At 51.2% G+C, this 15,336-nt stretch carries 15 protein-coding genes and 3 pseudogenes; 11 read left to right on the top strand and 7 right to left on the bottom strand.

What is annotated here, in order from left to right; all coding sequences use genetic code 11:
• Window positions 1–89 precede the first annotated feature (89 nt).
• Window positions 90–902 carry a Cof-type HAD-IIB family hydrolase gene (locus HVX72_RS14015; protein WP_042284982.1) on the bottom strand — a complete coding sequence of 271 codons (813 nt, stop codon included), beginning with the start codon at window positions 900–902 and terminating at the stop codon, window positions 90–92.
• Window positions 903–2,111, bottom strand: coding sequence for an MFS transporter (locus HVX72_RS14010; RefSeq protein WP_060569885.1), 1,209 nt, complete (start codon window positions 2,109–2,111; stop codon window positions 903–905).
• Between the two features lie 85 nt (window positions 2,112–2,196).
• On the opposite strand from HVX72_RS14010, the gene HVX72_RS14005 reads away from it, so the two are divergent.
• The 3 genes from HVX72_RS14005 (at window position 2,197) to HVX72_RS13995 (ending at window position 3,848) form a co-directional block, all read left to right on the top strand.
• Entirely contained in the window at window positions 2,197–2,733 is a 537-nt protein-coding gene (locus HVX72_RS14005; protein WP_181821663.1) for a TetR/AcrR family transcriptional regulator, read from the top strand.
• 54 nt (window positions 2,734–2,787) lie between these two features.
• The gene (locus HVX72_RS14000) at window positions 2,788–3,072 is read left to right on the top strand and encodes a hypothetical protein (RefSeq protein ID WP_181821661.1); all 285 of its coding nucleotides are present in this window, start codon (window positions 2,788–2,790) and stop codon (window positions 3,070–3,072) included.
• 119 nt (window positions 3,073–3,191) lie between these two features.
• A complete protein-coding gene (locus tag HVX72_RS13995; RefSeq protein ID WP_181821659.1) occupies window positions 3,192–3,848 on the top strand; it encodes a hypothetical protein in 657 nt (218 codons plus the stop codon).
• 62 nt (window positions 3,849–3,910) lie between these two features.
• On the opposite strand, the pseudogene HVX72_RS13990 reads toward HVX72_RS13995, so the two are convergent.
• Window positions 3,911–4,140, bottom strand: a pseudogene (locus HVX72_RS13990) (ogr/Delta-like zinc finger family protein).
• A 50-nt stretch (window positions 4,141–4,190) separates the two neighbouring features.
• Window positions 4,191–5,245 (bottom strand): annotated as a pseudogene (locus HVX72_RS13985) (phage portal protein).
• Between the two features lie 116 nt (window positions 5,246–5,361).
• Between HVX72_RS13985 and HVX72_RS13980 the strand changes: the two are divergent.
• Window positions 5,362–5,544: pseudogene (locus HVX72_RS13980) on the top strand (phage tail sheath family protein); the annotation flags it as partial.
• A gap of 138 nt (window positions 5,545–5,682) precedes the next feature.
• Window positions 5,683–6,015, top strand: a complete 333-nt coding sequence (locus HVX72_RS13975; RefSeq protein ID WP_181821657.1) for a hypothetical protein — start codon at window positions 5,683–5,685, stop codon at window positions 6,013–6,015.
• A gap of 513 nt (window positions 6,016–6,528) precedes the next feature.
• Here the strand turns inward: HVX72_RS13975 and HVX72_RS13970 are convergent.
• Both HVX72_RS13970 and HVX72_RS13965 read right to left on the bottom strand, forming a co-directional pair.
• A complete protein-coding gene (locus HVX72_RS13970) occupies window positions 6,529–7,269 on the bottom strand; it encodes a serine acetyltransferase (protein ID WP_181821655.1) in 741 nt (246 codons plus the stop codon).
• Window positions 7,270–7,535: 266 nt separating this feature from the next.
• Entirely contained in the window at window positions 7,536–9,221 is a 1,686-nt protein-coding gene (locus HVX72_RS13965) for an aspartate:alanine antiporter (protein ID WP_042284971.1), read from the bottom strand.
• A 268-nt stretch (window positions 9,222–9,489) separates the two neighbouring features.
• Here HVX72_RS13965 and HVX72_RS13960 point away from each other — a divergent pair, with 268 nt between their 5' ends.
• Window positions 9,490–9,867: an inner membrane protein YbjM gene (locus HVX72_RS13960; RefSeq protein WP_042284968.1), complete on the top strand. Its 378-nt coding sequence runs from the start codon at window positions 9,490–9,492 to the stop codon at window positions 9,865–9,867.
• 47 nt (window positions 9,868–9,914) lie between these two features.
• Here the strand turns inward: HVX72_RS13960 and HVX72_RS13955 are convergent, their stop codons facing one another.
• Window positions 9,915–10,178 (bottom strand): GrxA family glutaredoxin, encoded by a 264-nt coding sequence (locus HVX72_RS13955; protein ID WP_042284966.1) that lies wholly within the window; start codon window positions 10,176–10,178, stop codon window positions 9,915–9,917.
• A gap of 189 nt (window positions 10,179–10,367) precedes the next feature.
• Here HVX72_RS13955 and nfsA point away from each other — a divergent pair, with 189 nt between their 5' ends.
• The 5 genes from nfsA to potG all read left to right on the top strand — a co-directional run bounded on the left by nfsA (window position 10,368) and on the right by potG (window position 15,335).
• A complete protein-coding gene (nfsA, locus tag HVX72_RS13950; RefSeq protein ID WP_042284964.1) occupies window positions 10,368–11,090 on the top strand; it encodes a nitroreductase NfsA in 723 nt (240 codons plus the stop codon).
• Between the two features lie 60 nt (window positions 11,091–11,150).
• A complete protein-coding gene (gene rimK, locus HVX72_RS13945; protein ID WP_181821653.1) occupies window positions 11,151–12,053 on the top strand; it encodes a 30S ribosomal protein S6--L-glutamate ligase in 903 nt (300 codons plus the stop codon).
• An 88-nt stretch (window positions 12,054–12,141) separates the two neighbouring features.
• Window positions 12,142–12,618: a YbjN domain-containing protein gene (locus HVX72_RS13940; protein WP_042284958.1), complete on the top strand. Its 477-nt coding sequence runs from the start codon at window positions 12,142–12,144 to the stop codon at window positions 12,616–12,618.
• A gap of 364 nt (window positions 12,619–12,982) precedes the next feature.
• A complete protein-coding gene (potF, locus tag HVX72_RS13935) occupies window positions 12,983–14,095 on the top strand; it encodes a spermidine/putrescine ABC transporter substrate-binding protein PotF (RefSeq protein ID WP_042284956.1) in 1,113 nt (370 codons plus the stop codon).
• Between the two features lie 106 nt (window positions 14,096–14,201).
• Window positions 14,202–15,335, top strand: coding sequence for a putrescine ABC transporter ATP-binding subunit PotG (gene potG, locus HVX72_RS13930; RefSeq protein ID WP_042284953.1), 1,134 nt, complete (start codon window positions 14,202–14,204; stop codon window positions 15,333–15,335).
• The last annotated feature ends 1 nt before the right edge of the window (window position 15,336 follow it).

Genomic DNA, 15,336 nt, shown 5'->3' with positions numbered 1-15,336 from the left:
ATGATGCCTGATGGCGTTGCGCTGGCCTGGAGAGCAAAAATTGACAGGCTGTAAGACGCAAAGCGTTGCCATCAGGCTTTCATCAGATCTTAATGAAACGGCGCTTCGTTGTTTAACACCTTATCAATAATATCCAGCACACCTTCCTCGTTATTCGAACCCGCGCGGTATTTCGCCGCGGCGGCCACCCCTTTCCCCGCATGTTCCATCGCAAAGCTAAAGCCTGCCTGGCGCAGCATTTCAATATCATTACCGCCATCGCCGAAGGCCACCACTTCGCTGTCGTCAATGCCCCAGCGCTGCTGTAGCAACCGCAAACCGTTGGCTTTGTGTACGCCCGGGATGATCAAATCGATACTGCCGTAGCCGGTGTGGACCGGCACCATAATATCGCCGATAGCCTCATGCAGCGCGCGCTGGACCTGCGGGATTTTGTCATCTGAAATATTCAGGCCGAATTTGAAAAACACATCGTTAATATTGTCGAAGCTGTCAACGAATTCGAGTCGGTGATAGTACATACCTGCCATCGTTTTCATCGCATCGCTATAGGTTTTCAGGGTATAGGCGCTGCTTTTTCCGCAGGCGATAATGTCGACATCGCGCCGGGTCAGCAGATGATCAACGATGGCGCTAAACGCCGCTTTCGGCAGTTCGCCATTAAAAACATCTTCACCTTCACTGACCACCCAGCCGCCATTTTCCGCGACGAAGGCAATCTCATTGGCTATCTCTGGAAAGAAAGAGATAAGCTGGTAATACTGGTTGCCGCTGGCGACCACGAAACGAATCCCTCGTGCTTTCATCTGCGCGTACTGCCTCAGAAAGCGTTCGCGGTTATAGGTTTTCCGATCGCTCAGAAAGGTGCCATCCATATCCACAGCAATTAACTTAATAGCCATTTATCCCTTCTCCGTCGCAGTTTGCGTTGTTGATTCCGGTTTGGCGACCGCTCTCGCCACGATTGCCGCCAGTAGCACCAGCGCCAGCACCACCAGCATGGCGCTGCGCAGTCCGTAGTGCTCACCGAGATAGCCTAACAGCGGCGGACCAACCAGGAACGCCAGATAACCCGTCGTTGCCACAACGCTGACGCGGGTTGGCGCGTCCGGACCCGTATCGCTGGCGGCAGAGATGGTCAACGGGAAGCCCAGCGATGCGCCGAGTCCCCACAATATGACCGAAACGCCCGCCACCCAGGCGCTGTCGACAAAAATGATCAGCCCGATGCCGAGCGCGCCCATCAGCGCGCTGGCACGAACAACCGCCACGCGACTGTAGCGATCGATAAACCAGCCGCCGGCAAAGCGTCCGACGGTCATACCGAGGGTAAAGCCAGCGTAAATCAACGAGCCGGACGTCGGACTGAAGCCGTGGCCGTCAACCATCAGCAGCGGTAGCCAGTCATTCGCGGAACCTTCGGCAAAGGCCATTGCCAGCACCACGACGCCGATAAGCAGCAGTTGCATATCACGCCAGAAGGGAACACCTTTTGCCTGAGGCGTTGAACCGTCGCTGGCGTTTTTGCCCGTGCCGTCAGGAATTGCCCGAATAGCAATAAAAATCGGGGCGATGGCCACCAGAGAGGCCAGTAATATGTGCGTGGTGGCCGCCACGCCAAAAGCGGTTAAAAACATCCCCACGCCTGCGCCAGCCAGCGTTCCAAGGCTGTAAAACCCGTGCATCATTGGCAACACGGTCTTATTCATCTCACGTTCAACCGCCGCGCCTTCGATGTTAATCGCCACTTCCGCCGATCCAAAACTGGCGCCGAACACGCCTAATCCCAGCGCAAACAGCAGCGGCGAGGCGAACCCTAACGCGAGACACAGCACTAACATCCCTAACACCGCGCAGGACATAGTGGTGCGGATCACGTTGCGGGTGCCAAATCGTTTCACCAGCCAGGCCGAACAAAGGATGCCGCTCATTGAGCCAATGGACAAACCAAACAGGACGGCGCCCATTTCCGCCGTTGAGACGGAGAGCGTGTCGCGAATCGCTGGCGTACGCGTCGCCCAGGAAGCCATCAGCAGGCCGGGCAAAAAGAAGAACATAAACAGCGCCCAGGTTCGGCGTTGTAGGGCTTTACGTGAGGAAAGGGCAGTCATTAAGTTCACATCGTTAATGAAGGACAGGAGACAACATTAGCAATAAAGTGTACATTTGTACATAAACCCGTTCTGAGGAAAAAATGTGCGACGTGCTAATGACCCACAGCGGCGAGAGAAAATTATTACGGCCACGCTTGAGGCGGTAAAAGAGCACGGCATTCACGCCGTCACGCATCGCAAAATCGCGGCGATTGCCGGTGTTCCGCTGGGATCGTTAACCTACTATTTTTCGGGTATCGATGAGCTGCTCACCGAGGCATTGAGTCAGTTTACCGATACCATGTCTGAGCAGTATCAGGCCTTCTTTGCCGACGTGAGCGACGCGCAGGGCGCCTGTCTGGCTATTACCGGGATGATCCACAGTTCGCAGGTCACCACGCCGGAAAACATGGCGTTGATGTACCAGCTTTACGCCTTCGCCAGCCGTAAACCGGCATTAAAAACGGTGATGCAAAACTGGATGCAGCGCAGCCAGCGTACGCTGGAACAATGGTTTCCCCCCGGCACTGCCCGCGCGCTGGACGCGTTTATTGAAGGGATGACGCTGCACTTCGTGACCGACCGCACGCCCCTGTCGCGGGAGGAGATCCTGCTAATGGTGAAGCGTATAGCCGGGTGACAAAATGAATTATTGTTTAGCCTGACTTCATTTCTCATTTTAAGGACGCTGAACATGCGGATTGCTTATCTGGATTTACGCCAGGAATTGAACGTTCTGGGCGCGCGTGGCGACGCGCTTGCCGTCGTTGAATTAAATTACTATTCGGAAGAGAAAAACGATGAAAGTGAATGGGAAGATCCGTTTTATAAAGTTCGATTCGAAACCGTGGAGCGCACCGGGGACGGTTATTATGTAGACGGTTCGTCAAATATTGTCGATCTTACGGCAGCAACAGCCGCTTTTAATAGTCTGGCAAATGCTGCGGAGATGGATTTGCTTGAATCCATCATTTCATAAAAGTGGATTTTTATGAATTATCAAGTAGATGGGTATCATCCCTCCTCTTTTAAGGTCTTGTCGTGCTGTTTCAGATACGTTAAATTTGTACTGAAAAAACACGCTGGAGAAAATTAAAAATGGAAGCATTGAATTTTTTGCAAGTATTATCAGTGGCTTTTGCAGCTGTGCTGTGTTTAATCGGTTTTTTGAAATGGCGTGATTTTGAATTTAATCGTACTTTTAATAATTATTCTAAAAGAAGTACATTTGCATATGAAGTGCTGAGTAAAAGTGGCTGCGAAGATTTCAAACGGCTGGGTTTTGAGTTTGGTGTTGCTGCATTTATTGGGGATATGTCTCTAACATCACAACAAAGAAGACGGATATTGGCAGTGTCTGATCCAGTAAGGTCTTTACAGCTATATAATAAAAGTAAGCAGTATATTTCTGTGCAAGAAAAAGGACTTGCATTATTTGAATGGAAATCGAATTGGTATAAGAATAACGTTTTTAGAACATCCATGAAATGGGGGTGCTTTATTTCGTATTTCATATTTATGATGACAGCTATATGTGTTCCTCTTTATGTTTTTGTTTATAACCCTCAATTGTTCACCCAGTTAGAAAATATATCAATTTTTAAAATTATATGTTTATCTCTGCTACTTTTTTTTGAAGTATTTTCTTTAGGTATTCTAGCTTTGCTAAAAGGTTCGCGGATAGCTGCCGCCGAGAGGTTAATAAATGAGAACGTCAAAGCCAGTGATGTGATATTAAGTAATATATCTATTTAACTGGCTATTGGCCGAATAAAAAATCAAGCGGCGGGAGTCGCTTTCAGGAGGTCTAATGCCAACTAGCGCTGATCGGGTGAAAGTGCATTCAGTACTTTTTGCACCATAACGTCACCCGTTTTAGCGCTGGGGCTAAAAGTGTGGGAGAATGTCAGACTCATAACAAACGTGTGGCCCATTCGACATCTGAACAGGCACAGTAAATATCAGCAATCTGCCGGTGCTTCCTGTTTGTTTTACGAATAACAGCCTTTGAGCCGCATCCCAGGCATTCGATTTTCAGAACACGCATATTCCATGCTCCAGCTGTTAAATTATGCCCGGATTTTATCCTGTTTCGCCTTATGCCGCACTCGTATCCGTTGAATCTGTGTAACTTAAATCAAAGTTAAGGTGTAGCTTTTCCGGTATTTCAGGATCGTGGTTAACGGCCAGCATGAGATGGCGCTGGATGGGGGCAATTTCGCTTTTCTTGTAAATGCGTTCAGCCTTTTCAATATCCCCAAGTCCGGCAGTGTTCTGCGGGACAATACCGGCGAGGCCGGCAGGGAAACGGTGTGCGTTGAGAATGTCCTGGGCGCTGATGTTCTTGGTGCTGGCAAATTCATCCTTTACGGAAATATCGCCCATTTCAATGAATTTGATGGCGTCGCCGTCTCCACCTGGAATATTTACCAGTATGGTGGAGAAGTTACCGATCCCTTCACTGTCGCGCAACTGCTGTTCTATTTCTTCTTCCATTTCATCCGCCATGCTGGGATCGCGGATATACAGAATACCGCCTGTGTGCGCACCGTTGTGGTAATAGCGGCATCGGAAAATGTCCGCTTCACTGTTAAGTAACGCGGAATGCACACCGCCGATGTAGTCCAGCAGTCCGTATATATGCTGTTGCGGGTCATACATTTTGATAAAGATAATATCTTCTTCTGGCCTTACCTGCGGTTCCCCTTCCTGTAACACTATGTAATCACCAGGCTTATCCAGCGCGTTGTCTCTGACTTTACGGCGGAGAATATACAGACCTGGCAAGGGTTCAGGTGCGATCACGTCGCACCAGCCGTTACGAATTTTGGCAATCGCAATATCCCCAAACGTTATATAATCAAACGCTGCAGCTGGTCGTGAATAAGCCCGCCTCCCTGATAGTCTGAAACAATCATGTTTTTACGGGCGTGAAGGATGACGTCGTGCTTACCGTTCCGCTTAATCAGTTGCGAGAATGCCATTCGGTCAATCGGCTGGGTGAAGGGAGCGGCAGCATTGTCGTACCAGATATCACGGTTATCTGTGTCGGTAGCCAGAACCGGTTCAGGTTTGCCGAATGTGAAAATGCTCATTTTTTTAAATTTGTCGCCGCGCAGGTCGCGCTTAATAAAGCGTTTCTTTTTACTCATGCTGCCTCTCTCTTTACACCCCTGTGGGATTTAGGTTTGTTTTCATAGTTAAGGGGGCGTTGTGCAGGGCGTGGTGATAGCTCAGAACGCCTCCGCATGGCCGGTATCCTGGCTGCGGTCAGCAGATCATGGGGGCAACTGTCCATATTGGGTGCGAGAGTATCAACGTCCTGACCATGATGCTGGATACTAATGATTTACAGGCAGAGCTGGCGCAGCAATGCGCGAACCATTCGCATCCCTCCGTTGGGACGCCAACCAATCCCGGCGCATTTAACCAGACGGCAGCGAAGGCCTGACAAACCCGCAATAAATACCAGAGCATAATCGCCTGACTATCTCATCAGCCCGCTCATAATGCGGGTTTTGTCGTTTCCTCAGTTCCTTGTTATTGTTGCGATAGGATTATTGCTGACTCAAAGGATAGGAAAAGGGATATGAAAAATTTGTTTATTTTAGCTGTAGGCGCAGCAGTTTCATTCAATGTATTAGCCGCTGAAGTTTTTACTGTGCCAACAGATACGAAGGCTAGCTATACGGTTTTGGAGAAGACTCGTACCGGTGATATGGCTACGATAACAACCAAGAGAGAGGGACCATTTGGAGTGTCTTATTCTAAGCGCTTATACGACTGTACGGCCTTGACGGTCAAGTATCTTGGAAGCGGTGACACTATCGAGCAAATGAATGTCTCAGCACCAGATCCAAATATGGCACCTATAATTGACCGTTCAATTGCATACTATGTTGGTCGGAAAGCCTGCCGATAACCATAGACTCAAATTAGTCGATATAAAAAGAGTATCCCGCTAACCCGCATTTTATGCGGGTTTTTGTGCCTGTTAACAGACGACATAAAACAAACACTGTACGCATTGCAATTCTTAGACACTAATCGAGACACTTCAAAAAGACCAAATGCAGAGCGAAGCATTGACGGCCCTACACCGCACCCGCCTGCGGTTTTGGGATCATAAAATTTTTTTCATTTTTATTTTTCTACAAAACAGACCGCCAGACCGTGCCACTGCTGGCGGCTTTGCGGAGAATTGAAACTGAAAAGAGTGAAAACAATTTCAATCTTTTCAATGAAAAAGATCTATGGAGGAACGGGCTGTGATTTCACAACCTACAGATAGTAAAGGGAAAAATACATTCTAGGCGGTGTTTGTGGATCGCAAGGAGGTAAGCCAGACATTATAGAGATAAGCCCGCGAGTAAGATCTGGCGCGGGCTGGGCGTAGATATATGAAATCTTCACAACTGAACTTTATTCAGCGAAATTACAGCACTACTTCTGCGGATTGGGACACTTCTTTTGTCGCACTGCCAGTGACAAATGGCGGCTTTTCCTGATATTCCGGCTGCGGTAGTTTGGATGTATACACTGGCGTGATCTTGTTTTTATAAATAGTGTCGCTGGGGATGTTGTGAAGAACCAGCGACTGTGCGCCAATGGTGACATTATTACCAATAATGATCTGGTTTGAAATAATACATGAGTTGGCGCCTATATCGACGTTGTGCCCAATTTTCAGAACGTAATCATGCGCGTCCAAATTTTTGATTCCTATAGTAACCCCTTGTTTTATAGATAAATTATCTCCAATGTCTGAAAATTTGGATATTACAACATTGGAAAAGTGGTGGATTCTTGGGTTGAAACCGATCTTTGCTCCAGGCATGACATCCACATTAAAAGCGGATACTAACCGGAGGTGTAACCGTCTTGCCGCTAGTTTGAAATGATGTTTCTTACTCATGTGCATCTCATTGGCAAGACGCCACCAAAACCAGAACATAGTGTTTTGATGACTTTTTCTCTTGGCTTTACGATACTCTTTTGCAAATCGTATCCATGAGCATTTGTATTTTGACCGTAATAATTCACGCTCCCAGTAACGAGTGAGGTTGGTTAAATTTTCGGTTAATAAGAAAAGGGCAATTTGAAGATAGGGCATGATCTTTGTCTTAGCGATCCTGATAAGAAAAAGGGATTTTAAATCAATACGATTTTTAGACAATGGTTTTCGTTGTGGGAAGGAGGGACTTTAGTTGTGTCGCCACTTTGTCGCCATGCCTGGGAAAGGGTGAGTATAAGTGATTGATTTAATGGGTGGTAAATTCCAGGCAACAAAAAACCCATCAACCTTGAACCGAAACGGCGGGGTTGATGGGCTCCACAAATTGGGGACATCAAAGAAAAGCAGTGGCACTAGTTATGACTGACGCCTTTAAGAAAAGTTCTGCGCATTTGCAAAAAATTTTCACTTAAGGCGTAACTTCAGTTTTATCCTAAGCCAGGCCAGATAATGATGATAAGCGTCCCCGCCAGTGTGAGCAGTACGTTCGCGATAGCATAGGTGCCCGCGTAGCCCAGCGCCGGAATGTTACTGCGTGCGGTATCGCTGATGATTTCCATTGCTGGCGCGCAGGTACGTGCGCCCATCATCGCGCCAAACAGTAGCGCGCGGTTCATGCGCAGGACATAGGCGCCAAACAGGAAGCAAATGATGACCGGGACCAGGCTGACGATAAGCCCGGCTACCAGCATCTGACCGCCAATCGCTCCCAGACCGTTGCCGATACCGCTACCCGCGCTCAGGCCCACGCCGGCCATGAAGACCATCAGACCGAACTCTTTCACCATATTCAGCGCGCCCTGTGGGATATAGCCGAACGTGGGATGGTTGGCGCGAAGAAAGCCAAGCATGATCCCGGCGAACAGCAGACCGGCCGCGTTACCGATGCCAAAGCTAAAATTACTGAACTGGAAGGTGATCATGCCGATCATCAGACCAATAATAAAAAAGGCGCAGAAGGCGAGCAGATCGGTTACCTGACTATGGATGGAGATAAAGCCAATGCGATCGGCAATCGTTTTTACGCGACGGGCATCGCCGCTAACCTGCAAAACATCGCCTTTGTTAAGCACCACGTTGTCGTCAATCGGCATTTCAATTTGCGAACGGATCACGCGGTTAAGGAAGCAACCATGGTCGGTGAGCTTCAACTGAGCGAGGCGACGACCGACGGCATTGTGGTTTTTCACGACAATTTCTTCGGTGACAATACGCATGTCGAGCAGATCGCGGTCAAAAACTTCTTTCCCATTACGAAAGCTCGGATCGAGCCGGGCGTGCGCATCCGGATAGCCCACCAGCGCGATTTCATCGCCCATTTGCAGGACCGCGTCACCGTCCGGGTTGGCGAGTATGCCGTTACGGCGAATACGCTCGATATAACAACCGGTCTGGCGATAAATGCCTAGCTCGCGCAGGTTTTTCCCGTCCGTCCACGCCACCAGTTCGGGGCCGACGCGGTAAGCGCGAATAACCGGCAGGTAGACTTTGCGGTTGGTATCGGTATCCAGTCCCCGCTCGCGGGCGATCTGCTGGGCGCTGGTTTGCAGATCCTGATGCTGGAGTTTAGGCAGGTAGCGCGCGCCGACGATCAGACTGACCAGACCGATAAGGTAGGTCAACGCATAACCCAGACTGAGGTTATCGAGCGCGCGGGACAGCTCTGCGCTCTCCATGCCGAAATGCCGCAACGTATCGCCCGCGCCGACCAGCACGGGGGTGGAGGTCATTGAGCCAGCCAGCATACCCGCCGTCAGGCCGATATCCCAGCCAAACAGCTTACCCAGCCCTAAGGCGATCAGCAGCGCGCTGCCGACCATCACCAGGGCCAGCATCAGGTAGTTTTTCCCGTCGCGAAAAAAAATGGAAAAAAAGTTAGGCCCCGCCTCAACGCCGACGCAGAAAATAAACAGCATGAAACCCAGGTTCAGGGCATCGGTGTTAATGCTGAAATGCTGCTGCCCTAATAATAGAGAGACCACTAAAACGCCAATGGAATTACCCAGTTGGACGGAACCCAGGCGCAATTTACCGAGACACAGGCCAAGCGCCAGTACGACAAATAATAACAGGATGTAATTCCCATTTAACAAATCGGCGACGTTTATATTCACGGAGGCTAACTTCTTGTTTACCAGTAAGCTGTTGAAAGAAATGATAATTTACGCTACTGTTTTTGCTATCTAATAAGGGCGGCAGTGTCATATTCGTCGCCCAAATATAAGCAGCACAACAATATATTTGGCTAGTTTAATCTCATTACGTATCAACGGCTATAAGAATCGTATGGGCGTAATTTGGCATGGATTGCTGATCGGCTTTATCTGACTGGACGCCACTGGCGAAAAGTGTGTTCGATAGAGACAGTGTCAGGAGAAACGATTGAAACATAAACAAGGTTGGGCAGGCGCGGTCTGCTGTTTTGTGCTCTTTGTGGTCGTCTGCGTGTTTTTGACGATGAACATGAAGGGGGCATTTCGGGCAGCCGGGCATCCTGAAATTGGGCTGTTGTTTTTTACGCTACCAGGTGCTGTTGCCAGTTTTTGCTCTCATCGTCGGGAGGTAATCAAACCTCTGCTCGGTGCGATGCTTGCAGCGCCTTGTTGTCTGGTGCTTATGCGCCTCTTTTTTACCCCCACCCGTTCGCTTTGGCAGGAGTTGGCGTGGTTATTCAGCGCCGTGTTCTGGTGCGCGCTGGGCGCCTTATGCTTCTTATTCATCAGCAGCCTGTTCAGGCCGCGTCAGCGTAAAAAACAGTAACGCCCTCGGATGAGGGCGTTTGACATGGATCCGCGCGGGCAAACCTGTCAGGCGAACAGGTTCAGATTCTCTTTTGCCCAGGCTTCGAAATCAGTGCAGCCGCCGATGTGTTTCTGATCGACGAAAATCTGCGGTACGGTTTCCACCGGTTTACCGACCGTTTTTTCCAGATCCGCTTTGGTGATGCCTTCGGCGTGAATGTCGATGTAGCGATAGTTAAAATCTTCGCGCTCGTTGCTCAGTTTTTCTGCCAACTCTTTCGCACGTACGCAGTATGGGCAACCCGGGCGACCAAAAATTACGGTAAACATATGTTTCTCCTTCAACTCTGAGCCTGACGGCGAATGGCGGTTATGATGCCGTGATTCGTTCAGCTTGAACAGTAGGTTGCGCCTTTTACTCTAATATCTTTAAGCTATATCTGTTAAGCAGATGAAAGCTGAACGCTTTACACTGTGCCGTCTACACTGATTCTTTCCGCTCAGACAGAGAAAAACGTCATGACTCCAACTATTGATCTGCTTCGTCACCATCGTTCAATTCGTCATTACACCGACCAGGCGATAACCCCCGAACAGCGAGAGGCGATCCTGGCGAGCGCACAGGCCACGTCCAGTTCCAGCTTTTTGCAGTGCACATCGATTATTCGCATCACCGATGCTGCTTTGCGTGAGGCGCTGGTGCCGTTAACCGGTGGACAACAGCACGTAGCCCAGGCCGCGGAATTCTGGGTTTTCTGCGCCGATTTCAACCGTCACCTGCAAATTTGCCCCGACGCCCAATTGGGCCTGGCGGAGCAACTGCTGCTCGGCGTCGTCGATACGGCCATGATGGCGCAAAATGCGCTGACCGCAGCAGAATCACTGGGACTGGGCGGCGTGTATATCGGCGGTCTGCGCAATAATATTGAGGCGGTGACTGAACTGCTGAATTTGCCAAAACACGTTCTGCCGCTGTTTGGCCTGTGTCTCGGCTGGCCTGCCGACAATCCGGATCTCAAACCCCGTCTGCCTGCCGCCATCGTGGTGCATGAAAATGCCTACCAGCCGCTGGATCACGCGGCGCTCGCCGACTATGACGAACAGCTGGCGCAATATTATCTCACCCGTGGCAGTAATAACCGCCGCGATACCTGGAGCGATCATATTCGTCGCACCCTGATCAAAGAAAACCGTCCGTTCATTCTGGAATATTTGCATAAACAGGGGTGGGCTACGCGCTAAAAATGTTGCCGCTGTGTATGATACGCGGGACGTTGAACGGGTTATTCAGAGAGGTGCAGGGTGAAGATTGCCATATTGTCCCGGGACGGAACGCTCTATTCGTGTAAACGCCTGCGTGAAGCGGCAATGAAGCGCGGTCATCTGGTTGATATTCTCGACCCGCTTTCCTGTTATATGAACATCAACCCGGCGTCGTCGTCTGTTCATTACAAAGGGCGTCGGCTTCCCCATTATGACGCCGTTATCCCGCGTATAGGTTCTGCGATCACCTTTTACGGCACCGCGGCGCTGCGGCAGTTTGAAATGCTCGGGAGCTATCCGCTCAATGAGTCCGTGGCGATTACCCGCGCGCGCGACAAACTGCGCTCGTTGCAGCTGCTGGCGCGCCAGGGCATCGACCTGCCGGTTACCGGAATTGCGCACTCGCCGGATGACACCAGCGATCTCATCGATATGGTCGGCGGCGCGCCGCTGGTGGTGAAGCTGGTGGAAGGAACCCAGGGGATCGGCGTCGTGCTGGCGGAAACTCGCCAGGCGGCGGAAAGCGTGGTGGACGCCTTTCGCGGACTCAACGCCCACATTCTGGTGCAGGAATATATTAAAGAGGCCAAAGGGCGCGATATTCGCTGTCTGGTAGTGGGGGACGAAGTGGTCGCCGCCATTGAACGCCGGGCGAAGGAGGGCGATTTTCGCTCGAATCTGCATCGTGGAGGAGTGGCTTGCATCGCCAACATTACGCCCCGGGAGCGTGAGATTGCGGTAAAAGCGGCGCAAACGCTGGGGCTTGATGTCGCAGGGGTGGATATTTTACGTGCTGAACGTGGTCCGCTGGTGATGGAGGTCAACGCGTCGCCTGGTCTGGAAGGCATTGAAAAAACGACCGGTGTCGATATCGCCGGACGAATGATCCAGTGGATCGAACGCCACGCGACGCCGGGTTTTTGTCTGAAAACGGGTGGCTGATCTGAATATCGCTGATGATCGTAGCGTGACGCGCGCTTTTTGCGTAAGCTGTGCCGGTATTTTTTTTCGTAAGAGGTAGCACATTATTATGACATCACTGGTCGTTCCCGATCTGGATACGTTGCGACAATGGCTCGACGACCTGGGCATGAGCTTTTTTGAATGTGATACCTGTCAGGCGCTGCACTTACCGCATATGCAAAACTTCGACGGCATTTACGACGCCAAATTAGACCTGGTTGATAACACGTTGCTGTTTTCCGCTATGGCGGAAGTCAGACCGTCTGCGCTGTTGCCGCTGGCGGCGGATTTGTCGGCGATCAACGCCAGCTCTCTCACGGTTAAAGCGTTTCTCGATATGCAGGACGATAATCTGCCAAAGCTGGTGGTTTGCCAGTCTTTATCCGTTATGCGCGGCATCACCTATGAGCAGTTTGAATGGTTCGTGCGTCAGAGCGAGGAGCAGATTTCGATGGTCATTCTTGAAGCGGGGGCGCACCAGATGCTCTACACCGCCGAAGAGGACGCGCAAAAAAGCAACGGCGAAATCCATTTTCTGCATTGATATCCCTTCAGGGAATAACGTGCAGAGCGCAGTCGCTGCCAGTGCGGCTGCGTATTACCCGCTTTTATGCTGCTTTTAACCTTTCTTTAAAGAATTATTCACCTCCTTTCCCGCCAATTCGCTTTATCACATAGACATAAATTGCATAAAAAATTGATAAAAGGCGTTTTTTAATCTGGGCTATGGCCTGAAAACCTGGCTAAAGTTATTCTTGCGATGCGCTGTAACAGCGAGCAATAACGGCCAGGAGAGCGTCCGTTCTTTCCTGAGTGTGCCGGATGACAAAGTATGCACGATTCTTGCATAGCTTTGAGTGCAAATTTTTAGGTTCGTATGTTAACGAACTTGCATAAGGAAAGAGATTATGACCGCCTTAAATAAAAAATGGCTATCGGGTCTGGTTGCGGGCGCTCTGATGGCCGTCTCTGCCGGCACGCTCGCAGCGGAACAAAAAACGCTCCATATTTATAACTGGTCTGATTATATCGCGCCGGATACGGTAGCGAATTTTGAAAAAGAGACCGGGATCAAAGTGGTCTACGACGTGTTTGACTCCAACGAAGTGCTGGAAGGCAAACTGATGGCAGGCAGCACCGGCTTTGACCTGGTGGTGCCGTCCGCCAGTTTCCTTGAGCGCCAGCTGACGGCGGGCGTTTTTCAGCCGCTGGATAAGAGCAAGCTGCCGGACTGGAAAAACCTCGACCCTGAGCTGCTTAAGCTGGTTGCCAAACACGATCCGGAAAACAAATACGCTATGCCATATATGTGGGCGACGACCGGCATTGGCTATAACGTCGAAAAAGTGAAAGCGGCGCTCGGCGCCGATGCTCCGGTGGACAGCTGGGATCTGGTGCTTAAGCCGGAAAACCTCGAAAAGTTAAAAAGCTGCGGCGTCTCTTTCCTCGATGCGCCGGAAGAGGTGTTTGCGACCGTGCTGAACTATCTGGGTAAAGATCCGAACAGCACCGACGCGAAGGACTACACGGGGCCGGCAACCGATCTGCTGCTCAAACTGCGCCCGAATATCCGCTATTTCCACTCTTCGCAATACATCAACGATCTGGCGAACGGCGATACCTGCGTGGCTATTGGCTGGGCAGGCGATGTCTGGCAGGCGGCGAATCGTGCGAAAGAGGCGAAGAACGGCGTCAATATCTCCTTCTCGATCCCGAAAGAGGGGGCAATGGCCTTCTTTGATGTCTTCGCCATGCCCGCCGACGCCAAAAACAAAGAGGAAGCCTATCAGTTCCTGAACTACCTGCTGCGCCCGGACGTCATTGCCCATATCTCCGATCACGTGTTTTATGCCAACGCCAACAAAGAGGCGACGAAGCTGGTGAGCGCGGAAGTGCGTGACAACCCGGGAATTTATCCGCCCGCCGATGTGCGCGCGAAAATGTTCACGCTGAAGGTACAGGAACCGAAAATCGATCGCGTGCGTACCCGCGCATGGACCAAAGTGAAAAGCGGTAAGTAACCTTTCGTCAGTCTGAGACAGGCCGGGTGGCGCATTGCGTGCCCGGCATCAGGCGCACCGAAAGGGGGCGCCTGCACGATTTTTGATTTACGCCGGAGAGCACCCCGTGAATGATGCGATACCTCGCCCGCAGGCGAAACCCCGTAAGGCGCTGACGCCGCTGCTGGAAATCCGTAACCTGACAAAATCCTTTGACGGCCAGCATGCGGTCGACGATGTCAGCCTGACTATCTACAAAGGTGAAATTTTCGCGCTGCTGGGGGCGTCGGGCTGCGGGAAATCCACGCTGCTGCGTATGCTGGCAGGTTTTGAACAACCTACCGCCGGACACATTGTGCTGGACGGCGTCGATCTTGCCCACGTCCCGCCCTATCTGCGCCCTGTCAATATGATGTTTCAGTCCTATGCGCTGTTTCCCCATATGACCGTCGAACAGAATATCGCTTTTGGCCTGAAGCAGGACAAACTGCCGAAAGCGGAAATCGCCAGCCGTGTTGAAGAGATGCTGGGGCTGGTTCATATGCAGGAGTTCGCCAGACGTAAGCCACATCAGCTTTCCGGTGGCCAGCGTCAACGCGTGGCGCTGGCGCGAAGCCTGGCAAAACGGCCTAAATTATTGCTGCTCGACGAGCCGATGGGGGCGCTGGACAAAAAATTACGCGACCGGATGCAGCTCGAAGTGGTGGATATACTCGAGCGCGTCGGCGCGACCTGCGTCATGGTCACCCACGATCAGGAAGAAGCGATGACCATGGCCGGGCGCATTGCCATTATGAATCGCGGCAAGTTTGTCCAGATCGGTGAGCCAGAGGAGATCTATGAGCATCCGACCACCCGTTACAGCGCGGAATTCATCGGTTCGGTTAACGTGTTTGAAGGGGTGCTGAAAGCGCGGCAGGACGATGGCCTGGTGCTGGATTCGCCGGGGCTGGTGCATCCGCTGAAGGTGGATCCCGATGCTTCGGTGGTGGACAACGTGCCGGTGCATGTGGCGTTGCGCCCGGAAAAAATCATGCTGTGCGAAGAACCGCCTGCCGATGGCGTTAACTTCGCCGTGGGAGAAGTGGTGCATATCGCTTATCTCGGCGATCTCTCCATTTACCACGTTCGCTTAAAAAGCGGGCAGATGATCAGCGCCCAGCTTCAGAACGCCCATCGCTACCGAAAAGGGTTGCCGACGTGGGGCGATGAGGTTCGTTTGTGCTGGGATGCCGACAGCTGCGTGGTGTTGACGGTTTAAG

The organism is Citrobacter sp. RHB21-C05 (assembly GCF_013889015.1).
GTDB classification, from domain to species: domain Bacteria; phylum Pseudomonadota; class Gammaproteobacteria; order Enterobacterales; family Enterobacteriaceae; genus Citrobacter_A; species Citrobacter_A sedlakii.
Note: the sequence above shows the minus strand (reverse complement) of the source record. Positions and strands in the feature narration are given on the sequence as shown.